We start from the raw sequence: 12565 nt of genomic DNA on the forward strand, positions 1-12565 counted from the left end.
TGACGATCGCCATATTTATCTTTAAATCTCCCAAATCTTAAAAAAGAATATGAATTTAGTTCCAGCTAGCGATCGCACTAAAAAGCGAGTTTTCCCTTATGCTGCCATTTTTATCAGCCTTACCGCAGCCTTGTTAAATTCTGCATCTCTGGCACAATCAACAAGAGGAAATACTTCAGATCAATCACCCTTACCACAAGCTTATCTAGATGCAGTAGAGGATGCAAAAATTGCCGAACCTCGTAAAATCTATCGAAATCTGACTCCGATTGTTTCGTATAACTCCGATCTGAAATGGGACAAAAGCCGGGTTTTAGTAGTAGCTTGGACTAGCTTTCCTGGATATGCAGATAATTTGGGTAAGGTGATGCTTTTATCACGCGATTTATGGGTTACGGCTGCTCCAGACTTACAAAAATTCTGCAAAACTTATCGTACTACTAACCCAATATCTTTAGAGTATCGACTGAACCAACTATTGGGTTTACCTCCAGACTCTACAACTACAACCAGATATATAGTTGAACTTTGGGTAGAACCGCGATCGCTCTTTCGTCCTAGTCGAGATCCTAACATTAGCGATCGTGAAGCAGAAGTGGAATTTCCTGTACCTAACGCTTTTGAATCAATCTCAACCACCTATCAAGATTGGTTTACCCAGCAATTTCAAAGCCGCTACGGTTCACCAAGTAACTCATCAACTACCGTTGTTCATTACCCGTGGACACAATTAGGATACACTTATGACTGGGGAAGTCAAAGTGATTGGCAAAGCATCGATGCCAAGCGATCGCCCCACGTCGGTTTAAGCGAATTCGTGGTTAGAGAATGGTCACAAGTGAGCGTGTATTCTACTCAAAGTGCGAAAGAGTACTGTAAATAACAAGAGAAGTAGGCGGGGCGTTTAGCCCAGTGTCCAATCGCTAAGAACAATTTTCTCCTAACTCTTCGCAAGCACCAATACTCACCCAGCTACTAGAACCATCTCGCCAAATTTCTTTTTTCCATATAGGTGCGTTGTGTTTGAGGGTATCAATAGCATATTGACAAGCTTCAAACGCCTCACTCCGATGAGGACAACCCACTGCTACTAAAACGCTAATTTCTCCAACTTGCAAACGTCCGGTGCGATGATGAATCACTACTCGATTCACATCAGACGTAGATAAGCGAATATCAGCAGCAATTTGATAAAATACCCGCAATGCCATCGGTTCGTAAGCTTGATATTCTAAAGCAATCACAGGTTTACCATCAGTTTGATTGCGAACTACGCCACTCATTAGAACCACAGCACCGTTGGCTGGATCTTCAGACTTGGCATAAATTTCTTCAAGAGACAATGGTGCAAAGCTAATGGCAAAACTATCTTCGGCTCTTGGTTTAACAGCAGAGGTAAGTGTAGTTGTCATAACTGCGTTTTTATTATGTGGCTTTTTATATTGTCTCTAAAAAAAAGTGGTATTCATTTATAAAAACTGAATACCACTTTGTATTTTTTCAAAATTCCTGATAAGGGAGATATTTTAACGAGGTAGAGGTATCCCTGTAACAGCAGTCGCACCAGCGATCGCACTGGCTGCAAGGGAAGTTAATGCTGTCCAAAATAACCACCAAGCAGCATAAGCAACGGTTTTTTTGCTTTCTTCAGCTTGCTTTTTAGCTTGATGTTGGATCGCTTTCAAACGTTTTTGGGTTTCTTTCTGGATGCGTTCGGCTCGTTGTAATACGCCATCCCGCGCTGATTCTATTTGATCGATAATGCGATTAGCGTCTGCCTCAGAGATATCTTCACGAGAACTGATGACAGCAACTAAGGTGTCACGATCGAATTCACTGAGGCGATCGCGCAATGCTTCAAATCCAGCTTGCGGATCGTCAAATACTTTGGCAAAGTCTTGCTTAATGCCTTCATAGTTAAGTTCGGAACGATCCAGGGAGTTAAGATAGTTGCGAACTTTGGCAAAAACTCCATCCAGCACTGATTGCACCCTTTCCTGGATCTGCTGAAATTGTTCGACAATGGAACTGCGAACCGAATCAATTTGATCCACAATTCGGTTAGCTTCTTCTTCTGAGATATCCTCACGTTGGGATAACAGCGCCACAATTGTCGAACGATCGAATTTCGAGGCGCGATCGCTTAAACTTCCAATTCCAGCGCGAGGAGAAGACAGCAGCAATTGCAAATCGCGTTTGATTCCTTCAGGATTGAGTTCGTCTTTGTTGGTATTACGCAGATATTCTTCAAGATTGGCTTCAAAATCTAAAGCTACTTGAGTGGTACGTTTTGCTAAACGTTTTGGCGCTCTGATAATATCACCAATGGTATCTTGGGCGCGATCGATGATCTGATTAACTTGCTCTTGGCTCAAGTCTCCGCGCTGACTGACAAGTTTAACCAAGGTTTCTCGATCGACATTAGATAAGCGATCGCGCAGTGCTAAGGCTCCGGCTTTAGGATCGTCGAGTAATTTTTCCAAATCGCTTCTGATCCCTTCTGGATCGAGTTCTTCCAAGTTGGTATTGCGGAGATATTCTGCGATCGCTTTGGTAGTTTTTTCGTACTGTTCTTTCGCTTGTTGCGGTACTTGCAAAATACTATCTCGGACTGATTCTAGCTGATCGAGAGTTTGATTTACCTGTTCTTCGCTCAAATCTTGACGCTGACTGAGCAATTGTACCAGTGTATCGCGGTCAAATTGCGATAGGCGCGATCGTAATAGGCTAATTCCAGCTTGCGGATCGTCTAGTAAAACTTTAAACTCACGTTTGATAGCTTCAGGATTGAGTTCGTCTTTATTAGTATTCCGCAGATAGTCTTCAACTCTTTGGCGCAGTTCATCGGCTTTCGCTTTTGCTTGTTCTTGCAATTCTCTAGCGCGATTCAAGACATTATCGCGGTTCTGTTCGAGTTGACTAACAATATTATTAGCTTCCTCTTCGCTGATATCTTGACGCTGTTGGAGTAATTGTACAAAAGTATCGCGGTCAAATTGTCCGAAGCGGCTACTTAAATCTTCAAAGCCAGCTTGTGGATCTTCCACCAACTTGGCAAAGTCTCGTTCAATACCTTCAGGGTTGAGTTCTTCTTTCCCCGTCGAACGCAGATAATCTTCGATGCGCGTGCGGAAATCTTGCCCTTTTTCTCGCGTTTGAGCCTGTTTTACAGTCTCTAAAACTTCCAAGCGATCGCTTTCCATTTGTTCGGAAATTTCTTTCACTCTGGCTTCACCCAAATCGCTTCGCTGCTTCAGCAAGTTAGCGAAATATTCTTGATTGATTTCTTCCAACTCCCGTCTGACAGTTGTCGGATCTGCATTTACGTCATAGATAACTTCTTTAAATTCATCTACAAGGGTAATTCGGTTAAAGTGCCAAGGGAAGGAATTCAATATGTAGTCTTCTACATCTGCTTTAATCGCATTTTCAAGTGATATTGGTAATTTTGCAGATACTTGCTCAGTTGCTTGCTCTCTAAACTTTTTAAATTGTTCTGTGACTTGATCGACATCGATATCCTGAACTTTTTCTTTCAGCTTTTGCAACTGAGTTGTAATTTTGTTCACATCGATATTAGAAAGATTCACCCGCTCCAGAACTGCTGGTGCAGCAGCACTCAACCCATACCGAATAGCTTGCTTGATTACCCCATTGCCATTACCTCCTCCAAATGTAATCAGTTGTTGAAGCCGTTCACCTAGTTGCTCAGAATTCAGTTCTTCAGGAGTGGCAGATTTAAGTAAATTGATTACTTGTTCCGTGGGATTCTTACGATTTAAAGCCTGTTGCCAAGCACCTTGAAATTGGTCAGTAATGCCATTTATATCTTCTTTAGATAAATCTGCGCGACTGCTGATTAAATCAACAAATGTTTGGCGATCAATATTTTGCAATAAGTCGCTATTAGCAACAGATTGCAAATCTGTATCTTGAAGAAGCTGGTCAAATTGGGTACGAATTTCTTTAATATCCAGCTTTGGTAATTGCAGAGAACCTAAAGAACTTTGGAGGGTATTTTTAATTCCTTCGGTATCAAAACCTGAAGTTAATTCCCGTCGGACTGCGGCTGTAATATCTTCAGCCGTAGAAACTAACTGTTTTTTCGCAGCATTAGCACCGATACCAGCAGTTGCTGTACCCATCAGAGCTTGAAAACCAGAAGTTACAGTATTAGAGATAGAACCAATTAAAGAACCTACTGCTGATGAACCCAACCAAATTACTAATGAAAAATAGGTAGCCCAGATGACTACAGCAATAATTGCACCTAAAAATGCACTTTCGATTAGGCTAAGTTTTACTGCTAAAAAACAAGCAATAAATAATGCAATACTAACCGTTATTAACGCCCAAGCACCAATTTTTGTTTGAACTCCACGTATTTTACTACCCAAACTTTCTGATTCATCATCAGAATCTGAGTCAATTTCCCAAGATGAAATTCCGACAGCAACTGAAAAGTTTGTCAATAATAATTGAAAGGCAAATGCCATCAAAACCCCAGCTAGCAGTGCCACCAAGAATTTCGGCCCAGAAAAAAGAACTGATGCTTCTTCTGGAGTTAGTACTTCCTGAGCTAAAGTTATCGGCACTAACCCAAAAGGCAACCAGTTACATCCCAAAATACTTAACACACCTTGAAGCATCGTATTTTCTCACTTATTTTCAATTAAATAACCATTGATAAAATGGCTCACCTATCAATTTAGTTGCCAGCTAAATCGACTGAAACATTCTTAGGTAAGAAGTTTATTTATCAAAAGTTATATTTTACAAAAAATAGATTATTTTATTAGCTTTAAACTAATAAAATAATGTAAGGCTTGCTGGTTTTGGAACTTAATAAAACTATAACAACATATAATCGGCTTGATTTAGTTTTATTTTATCCCGGAGTTTCACCCCAATCTTCTTGCAAGCTGTGGCTTAATTTTTACTATTTATAGTTTTTGGTTTTTCTCTATATCTACTTTTAATAAGTATTGTTCTTTAGAAAAGATACTAACTTTTAAATTCGATTTACGATAACAATCAAATAGCTCACATCTAATTTTTATAACCATATACTACATTGTTTGATACTTAAAGATTTTTACTACCTTCAGATAAAAATACCTATGCCTAATGATAGAGGTAAAAATTCTTCCAATCGATTGATGAAAACTAAAATTAAACATGTATTAATAGGGGTTGTTAGGAGCTATAAATTAGTGAATAATTGATTTTTGCTGAGGAGATAAAGATAATGGTTGTAGGTTTACATAAACGTGGTGTAGGTGTATTTTCTCATCGTCGAGATGTTGAACATGCGCTACATGAATTAAAAAAAGTTGGTTTTGACATGAATAGAGTCTCTGTCATTACGCAAGATGGAGAAAGAGATGATATTGCTGGGGCTGAAGTGCGCGATCGCGTCGGTGATAAATCTGACGATGGCGCTAGAGTCGGAGCCGCTACAGGCGGTGCTTTGGGTGGATTGACTGGTTTACTAGTCGGTCTTGGGACTTTGGCAATTCCTGGAATTGGGCCAATTATGCTGGCTGGAGCCGCAGCAACAACCTTAGCTACAACTCTCGCAGGTGCTGGGATTGGTGCAGTAGCTGGTAGTTTGCTGGGTGCATTGATTGGTTTAGGAATTCCCGAAGAACGAGCTAGAGTTTACGACGAACGTGTAAAACGCGGACATTATTTAGTCATCATTGATGGCACAGATACAGAAATTGCCAGAGCAGAAACAATTCTCCATCAGGGTGGTGTCGAAGAGTTTGGTATTTATGACAACCCAGATGCTAGAAATGCTGATTATGTTGCTCCAACCCCTGGAACTCCTAATGTCGCTGATAGTGGTGTTGCAAGACGCGCGATTGGAGTCTTTTCTCATCGCCGAGATGCGGAAGCAGCAATCACAGAATTAAGAGATGCAGGTTTTCCCTTAAGTAGAGTCTCCATCATCGCCAAAGATGCAAAAGGTCAGGGAATCGCTGGTGTAGATGTAGATAAAAACCTTGGTACAGGTAATAAAGCTGACGATGGTGCAAAAACTGGAGCAGCTACAGGCGGAGTCGTAGGTGGCTTGACTGGCTTATTAGTTGGACTTGGAACTCTAGCAATTCCTGGAATCGGGCCTGTGATTGCTGGTGGCGCAGTAGCAACAGCTTTGGCGACAACCTTAACTGGTGGCGCGATCGGTGCGGCGGCTGGCAGTATTGTTGGCGCACTGGTTGGCTTAGGAATTCCTGAAGACAAAGCGCGGGTATATGGCGATCGCTTCCAAAGAGGCGACTACTTGGTAATTATCGATGGTACCCAAACAGAAATCCACCAAGCTGAAGCGATTCTCAACCGTCGAGGTATTGAAGAATTTGCGATTTATGATGCCAGAGATGTCAGCCAGCATCGTCCAGATGTAGACCGAGTTCCGCATCACGATACAGGAGTTGTTAGTAGCGATCGCGCCAATTACTCAACAGACCTTCATGGAAACGATCCTGCTGTAGTAATTGTTGACCGTCGTGATGAGACACTCTAATCAAAAGTACTTGTCACTCACAGTAGTTCACCAAAATTGCAGGAGCAAGTAGATAAAGCTGCGCTCCTAAATTAAAAAACTTGCTCCTCACTTTTGCCGTAAATATCAACCAACAAATTGCACTTTCCGATTCAGAATTTAACCTATGCAAAAGCTAACCCCCTTCTTTATTAGTTGCCTTTTAGTTTTTGGTGTTGCTGCTTGTGATAACGCTTCCAAAACAAGCGAATCGGCACCTGGAAATCCTAATGAAACTCCCCAAGCACCAACTGCACAAACAACACAAGCTTCTCAACAAGACGCGCAAAGTGAAGTTCGCAGAAAACAAGCTAATTCTGATATTCGCGCCCGCGAACAGCGCAATAATACAACTGGTGGCGATACAGACAGAGCTAAAGGTGACTTAGCAAGTGAAGTTCGCTCCAAGTTGGAGGTTAACATACCCAAGAGTCAACTAACAGTTGATGCCACCGACAATGGAACTGTCACTGTTGGAGGAACTGTTAGCAATCAGCAGGAGTTGGCTAAAATTGAACGTTTAGCTAAACAAATTAAAGGTGTTAAAACTGTAGTTATTAAAGCAACTGTTGCTCCACCAAAAAGCTAAGGCAGCTAACATAAATCCAAGTGAGTATGTAGGCATAAGTTTAGATGCCTCTGCTCAGTTTTAGTGGTCAGTTCAGTTATACTTGTGACCGTTCACATTCAGATGGAGTACAAGATTAGATTGTGAGGTTTAGGGGCACGGCAGCCGTGCCCTTACGGGTTTATATTATATAAACGGGAACCGCTATATTTCTGACCATTAGTAATTGACAACTGACAACCTTAATAATCATATTTATTGATGCTCAGTTCAGTTAAAGAAACTTTTCTAATCACCAACAATAAAAACTATGGAAACCGAACAACAGCAACGTGAATCTATCAATGCGTCCTTATCACAAAGTACGCTAGCACTTGAAGGTGTAGATACTGTAAACTTGCCAAAGTTGCCACCAGCATCTGAGCCTGAATCTCAATTGCAGCAGATTAGTAGACAAGTTTCTCAATTTTTAGAGAAACTACCCGAATACTTAGGTAGCTTTTTTCAGGACTATAAACAACCTCTAATAACTGTTGCTTTAATTTTGGCGGCGATTGTTACAGCAAAGTTAGTACTAGCAGTACTGAATGCAATCAATGATATTCCATTACTATCACCAACTTTTGAGTTAGTTGGAATTAGTTATGCTACTTGGTTTGTTTCCCGTTATCTACTGAAGGCTTCAACTCGGCAAGAATTAGCTGATGAAATTCAATCACTGAAAAATCAATTTCTGGGCGAATAAATTTTTCAAGCATTCAAGTAGGATACTGTAGAAAATTCTCTACTTTTCCTTTAACAAGGGGCTTTAACCCCTTGTTTCACATAATTAACATTAATTAAAAATATAGGGATTTTTGAACAAAATTAGGTTTTTTAGTGGCGTGACAACGCCAAAACGATGTGATGTATTACAAATCTTGTAAATATTTATATCTGAGAAACATAAGTCAATTTTTCTATTACACCAATTTAGCTGTGCCACGCCACTACGGATGTTTTCATAAAGCAAATCCTAATTCCTATATCTAACTGGACTTAATATTAGTATCTCTGATACATCAAAAGATAGAGAAAATACCATTAAATTTACTTTTAAATCACTTCTCAAGATAGTAGGACGAAGGTAAAAAATAGCATAATCTAGGTTTTGAAGTTATTTAATAGATTCTTTAACGAGGACATAAATTATGGCTAATAATGAAGCAGTTAATAGAGATATAGATTCATCCGATCGCGCTGAAGTAGATACTTACGATCGCGGTATTATCCCAGCAGAAACAGCTGCTCGAATGGAAAGAGAAGGAGATAAGTACAAAACACTCCCCACAGAAGAAAGGGAGGCAGATGCACTTACTGACGATCAAACCGATTCAGAAAGTATACGCACCACTGACGGGTATACCGTGGACAAAGAAGGTTTGTCTAACAATTATGCAATTGAACCGGAAATGTACTACGAAGAACCGGGTGATGCACGCAAACAAGCAGCTGAGGAAAAGGCAGCACGTATTGAAGAACTCGGAGAAGTTAATCAGGACGAAGAAGGCAAGTTGACCGAAAAGGGCGACAAACGCGGTAGAGGCCCAGGAATAATTTAGTTAAAAAACTTTTTGCCCGCATTCCGCAGGTTAGTTTTAAAATCTTAGTATTTTCTATAAACCAACTATTGTCTTGGGTTTTAGGCATTTACCTGTAGAAAGCACTCTACGTTAGCGTAGTTCGCCGTAGGCATCGCAAAGAAAACAAGTATCAAAATTCAGTTTATTGACACCATTGTTAATAAAATTGTGCGCTTGGTACTGCCTAAAAGAGAACTTAGGCAGTACCAAGCTCGTAACTTTCTACATAAATGCTACTAAAATCCAGACTATGACTGTGGAACCCACACAGAAACAGAACCAGCATTGCATCGAAAATCAGCCCAGCCCTCATCATTTGTTGTGATGGGTTCGCTGAAATGTTCAGTGATATCAATGTAAGCGCTGTTGGGTTGCCCAACTTCCATCCACTTAGTCCCCTCTTCCCCATTACTCAGAACAACCGCCATCCCACCAGGATGTTCTTCATCTCCTAAGCGTGTCCAGCCGATTGTATTAGGGTGATCGAAATAATCGTGTTGGTCGCCATAGGCATAGGTTTGACGGGCGTGCAAAAATTTATCAATTATCCATTGATGACTATCGAGCCAAATCTCATGCTCGTTACCATCTGGGCCCTTATCTTTGTAATTAGCACCATAGTAATCTGCATAGAAGATACAGGGATAACCATCACTTCGCAATAGGATCAACGCATAAGCCAACGGTTTAAACCAGCTTTCTACTACAGACTCCAAAGACTGCAAAGGTTGAGAATCATGATTGTCTACTAAGGTGACTGCTAAAGCAGGTTGCTGTTGCACCAAGGTATTATCAAATATCTGCCGCATATCGTAGCCATTGCCTTGTGTGCTGGCAGCGCTAAAGTTATAGTGCAATGGCGCATCGAATAACATCACATCCCCGCCGGTGACGCTAATGAAATTGTGCAGCGCTTCAATTTCATAAGACCAATACTCACCAACGGCAAAGAGATCGCGACCTGCCTTTTGGCGACAGTGTTGCAGCCATTCTGGGAAAAAGCCGGCTCTAACGTGTTTAACGGCATCAAAACGAAAGCCATCTATATTAGTGGTTTCTACAAACCACTCACCCCAGCGATTCAACTCGTCACGAACTTCTGGACTCTCCATATCCAGATCGCATCCCATGAGATAGTCGAAAGCGCCTTTTTCTAGGTCAACGTTGTCGTCAAATTGTTTATCTTTGAACAGATAAACTGCGTTCTCACCTTCGTTGTAAACGTTGAAATCAACTGCGTCGAAGTGCCACCAGTGCCATTCCATATCGGAGTATTTGCCTTGGCGACCTGGGAAGGTAAAGTGAGTCCAGACTTTAATCTTTTGCATCTCACCGATCGCGTGGTTGCGATCGTCTGGACTATAGGGCGTTGCTTCCACCTCTTCTTCTTGGTCTGCACCTAACTTGTGGTTGAGGACAACATCAGCATACACTCGAATGCCAGCAGCTTTTGCCGCCTTGATAGCAGCGATGTACTCGTCTTTTGTGCCGTACTTTGTGCGAACCGAGCCTTTCTGGTCAAATTCGCCTAGATCGTACATATCGTAGACCCCGTAGCCGACATCGTAGCCACCCCCTGTTCCTTTGTAAGCTGGGGGTAACCAAACAGATGTAACACCTGCATCAGCTAACTCTTTGACTTTCTCTTTAAACTCATTCCAAAGATTGCCATCTGGAGGGATATACCAATGAAAGTACTGCATCATTACGCCATTCAGTTGAGCCATCTGTATCCCTCTAGTCAAATATGACGATGAATTGTTATCGCCGATACAAAAATTATAGTTTAAGTTTTGTTTGATGTTTCTAAATAACTGCGATCAACTCATATTGTTTTCTTCTGTGGATGACAGTTCTTCAGCTAGATTTTTCTCTAGATTTTTCTGGAGTGCTTCCAATACTGCGATCGGGTCAGTAGCTTGCTGCATCAATTGAGCTTCCGAATCGTGCCGATTGATCACATCAGGCAAATCGCTACGGAGTTCTTCTAATAGAGCAATAATCTTGGCAATTTTTTGCTCTGAGAGCAGGTTAAGCTGTAGCATCAGTTGCGCACGCTGTTCGGCAAAGTTTTCTTGGCGAGTTTGTCGCACTAGCACTCCGGTTGAAATCACTAATGCAGCTGCATCTAAGCCTTGATTTGACCAGCTAAACGCGGGCAGATTGAATGGTAAAAGGCGCTGAAAAAAACTGCCAAAAATCCACAAAGCTAGTATGACTAGCAAACTATACAAAAATATGGCTCGCCCAAAGAATGTAGCGATCGCTTCTAGTATTCGCTGGTGGGCGGGAATCTCTCGAACTTCCTGGGTATGAAGTGAAATAATCGCTTCAATATTTTTTGCAATCGGATCTGGTAATGGAGCCGTGATCACTTGATTTCGAGAAACTTTCTCTTTGAGTTCGTTAGTATCTGAGCTTAAGTGTTTGTTGGCTGTGTCGTCTGCCTTGTGAGTCATGCAGCAATTCCTGAATCTGGATGTTACTCGATTATTGCTTATCTAAAGCGATCGCCCTGCCGGAAAATGACAAAAGAGGGGTATAGCGCTTACTAAGCAACTGAGGTATAGCTTAACCTCACTCCCCATAAAGAATAAGCTTTATCTCCCCTCTCCTTGCTAAGGAGAGGGGTTAGGAGTGAGGTTTTAAGATGTACTTCAATAGATCGGGAAGCGCTATATCAAGTCCAGGTAATTACATCAGTTAAACAGTACGACTGCAAATATGGGTTTAACTCTTATTCTGATCAAACTTCATCCTTGGTTGTTGCAATTAGCAGTATATCTGAGTTCAATCAATCCAGAAGTGAGGATTCTTTATATACCATCTCATGCAGCAAATAGCTTTCTGATTTCTCAATGCGAATTAGGTTTTGCTCTTGAAGTCGGCCCAGTACCTCAAGGTGTGTTGAATGCAGTTTTGTTTCAGAAAACAAAGGAAATAATTTCTGTCGTTTTGGACTATGTACAAGCATTCAATCAAGGTTTAATTCAGTCTAAAACCAACACACTCACACTTTATGAATATGCGGGAACTATCGATTATCCCAGAAATGAGCATGGAGAAATTCAAGCGATGATTCACCCACAGCTTCAGTCTAGAGACTTTGAGCCTTTAAATCCTGGAGAGCCGATCTTTCTTACTTTTGATGAAGAAACGATTACATATAAAGGTGAATCGACTGTTTTCCCTATTTTCATTAATGAAGCTGCTTATTATGAGCAAGGTACTGCCATGTGTCTAACTAACAAGCGACAAATTGTTGTAGAGGCATCATGAGTAAGTTGTTGGGCTATATCGTTGGATATGGCTTTTCCTAATCAACGGTGTAGGGGGCAATTCATGAATTGCCCTTAGAGGATTGTTTGAAAAGCTCTCTTGTTGGTAGCAAAACGTTCTAGATCCCCCTAAATCCACGCCACGTGCTTCAAGTCGGCAGAGCCGCCCAACGCAGTGGCTCCCTTTAAAAAGGGGGACTTTGATTTCGATTCCCCCCTTAAAAAGGCTACGGTGTACACACAAATCGGAAAAACTTCATCTACCAAAGAATTGCGGTGCGTTACGCTGGCGTGACGAAGCTATATTGTTGCAATCATGGCGATGCCTGCGGGGGGCTACGCTAACGCATTTGTTATTTCGGCATACTCAGTTGTTATTTCGGCGAACCCATTTGTTATTTCGGCGAACCCATTTGTTATTTCGGCGAACCCATTTGTTATTTCGGCGTACTCATTTGTTATTTCGGCGTACTCAGTTGTTATTTTGGCGAACCCATTTGTTATTTCGGCGTACTCAGTTGTTATTTTGGCGAACCCATTTGTTATT

At 41.4% G+C, this 12565-nt stretch carries 9 protein-coding genes and 2 pseudogenes; 7 read left to right on the plus strand and 4 right to left on the minus strand.

Annotated elements, in window-relative coordinates; genetic code table 11:
• Positions 1–49 precede the first annotated feature (49 nt).
• On the plus strand, positions 50–883 hold the full coding sequence (locus V7K38_RS14760; protein ID WP_334858825.1) for a hypothetical protein: 834 nt from the start codon (positions 50–52) through the stop codon (positions 881–883).
• 40 nt (positions 884–923) lie between these two features.
• On the opposite strand, the gene V7K38_RS14765 is transcribed toward V7K38_RS14760, so the two are convergent.
• Both V7K38_RS14765 and V7K38_RS14770 read right to left on the minus strand, forming a co-directional pair.
• On the minus strand, positions 924–1412 hold the full coding sequence (locus V7K38_RS14765; RefSeq protein ID WP_334858826.1) for a molybdenum cofactor biosynthesis protein MoaE: 489 nt from the start codon (positions 1410–1412) through the stop codon (positions 924–926).
• 114 nt (positions 1413–1526) lie between these two features.
• Positions 1527–4649, minus strand: a complete 3123-nt coding sequence (locus V7K38_RS14770) for an MFS transporter (RefSeq protein WP_334858828.1) — start codon at positions 4647–4649, stop codon at positions 1527–1529.
• A gap of 599 nt (positions 4650–5248) precedes the next feature.
• Here V7K38_RS14770 and V7K38_RS14775 point away from each other — a divergent pair.
• The 4 genes from V7K38_RS14775 (at position 5249) to V7K38_RS14790 (ending at position 8719) form a co-directional block, all read left to right on the plus strand.
• The gene (locus tag V7K38_RS14775; RefSeq protein ID WP_334858830.1) at positions 5249–6532 is read left to right on the plus strand and encodes a histidine kinase; all 1284 of its coding nucleotides are present in this window, start codon (positions 5249–5251) and stop codon (positions 6530–6532) included.
• Between the two features lie 145 nt (positions 6533–6677).
• Positions 6678–7139, plus strand: a complete 462-nt coding sequence (locus V7K38_RS14780) for a BON domain-containing protein (protein ID WP_334858832.1) — start codon at positions 6678–6680, stop codon at positions 7137–7139.
• 289 nt (positions 7140–7428) lie between these two features.
• Complete coding sequence (locus V7K38_RS14785; RefSeq protein WP_334858834.1) at positions 7429–7863, plus strand: CAAD domain-containing protein; 435 nt, start codon at positions 7429–7431, stop codon at positions 7861–7863.
• Positions 7864–8308: 445 nt separating this feature from the next.
• Positions 8309–8719, plus strand: coding sequence for a hypothetical protein (locus tag V7K38_RS14790; RefSeq protein ID WP_334858836.1), 411 nt, complete (start codon positions 8309–8311; stop codon positions 8717–8719).
• A 269-nt stretch (positions 8720–8988) separates the two neighbouring features.
• Here the strand turns inward: V7K38_RS14790 and V7K38_RS14795 are convergent, their stop codons facing one another.
• Together V7K38_RS14795 and V7K38_RS14800 are read right to left on the minus strand one after the other, a co-directional pair.
• A complete protein-coding gene (locus V7K38_RS14795) occupies positions 8989–10467 on the minus strand; it encodes an alpha-amylase (protein ID WP_334858837.1) in 1479 nt (492 codons plus the stop codon).
• Positions 10468–10560: 93 nt separating this feature from the next.
• Complete coding sequence (locus V7K38_RS14800; RefSeq protein ID WP_334858839.1) at positions 10561–11199, minus strand: DUF1003 domain-containing protein; 639 nt, start codon at positions 11197–11199, stop codon at positions 10561–10563.
• Between the two features lie 256 nt (positions 11200–11455).
• Here V7K38_RS14800 and V7K38_RS14805 point away from each other — a divergent pair.
• Together V7K38_RS14805 and V7K38_RS14810 are read left to right on the plus strand one after the other, a co-directional pair.
• A pseudogene (locus V7K38_RS14805) lies at positions 11456–12019 on the plus strand (aspartoacylase); the annotation flags it as partial.
• A gap of 315 nt (positions 12020–12334) precedes the next feature.
• Positions 12335–12565 (plus strand): annotated as a pseudogene (locus tag V7K38_RS14810) (hypothetical protein); the annotation flags it as partial.

Origin of the sequence: Nostoc sp. (assembly GCF_036917465.1) — a bacterium.
GTDB lineage: Bacteria > Cyanobacteriota > Cyanobacteriia > Cyanobacteriales > Nostocaceae > Nostoc.

Excerpts from the sequence above, each read along its gene's own strand:
- V7K38_RS14765 (WP_334858826.1), bottom strand. The coding sequence starts at position 1,412 with ATGACAACTACACTTACCTCTGCTGTTAAACCAAGAGCCGAAGATAGT.
- V7K38_RS14760 (WP_334858825.1), top strand. The coding sequence starts at position 50 with ATGAATTTAGTTCCAGCTAGCGATCGCACTAAAAAGCGAGTTTTCCCT.
- V7K38_RS14775 (WP_334858830.1), top strand. The coding sequence starts at position 5,249 with ATGGTTGTAGGTTTACATAAACGTGGTGTAGGTGTATTTTCTCATCGT.
- V7K38_RS14795 (WP_334858837.1), bottom strand. The coding sequence starts at position 10,467 with ATGGCTCAACTGAATGGCGTAATGATGCAGTACTTTCATTGGTATATC.
- V7K38_RS14790 (WP_334858836.1), top strand. The coding sequence starts at position 8,309 with ATGGCTAATAATGAAGCAGTTAATAGAGATATAGATTCATCCGATCGC.
- V7K38_RS14780 (WP_334858832.1), top strand. The coding sequence starts at position 6,678 with ATGCAAAAGCTAACCCCCTTCTTTATTAGTTGCCTTTTAGTTTTTGGT.
- V7K38_RS14785 (WP_334858834.1), top strand. The coding sequence starts at position 7,429 with ATGGAAACCGAACAACAGCAACGTGAATCTATCAATGCGTCCTTATCA.
- V7K38_RS14800 (WP_334858839.1), bottom strand. The coding sequence starts at position 11,199 with ATGACTCACAAGGCAGACGACACAGCCAACAAACACTTAAGCTCAGAT.
- V7K38_RS14770 (WP_334858828.1), bottom strand. The coding sequence starts at position 4,649 with ATGCTTCAAGGTGTGTTAAGTATTTTGGGATGTAACTGGTTGCCTTTT.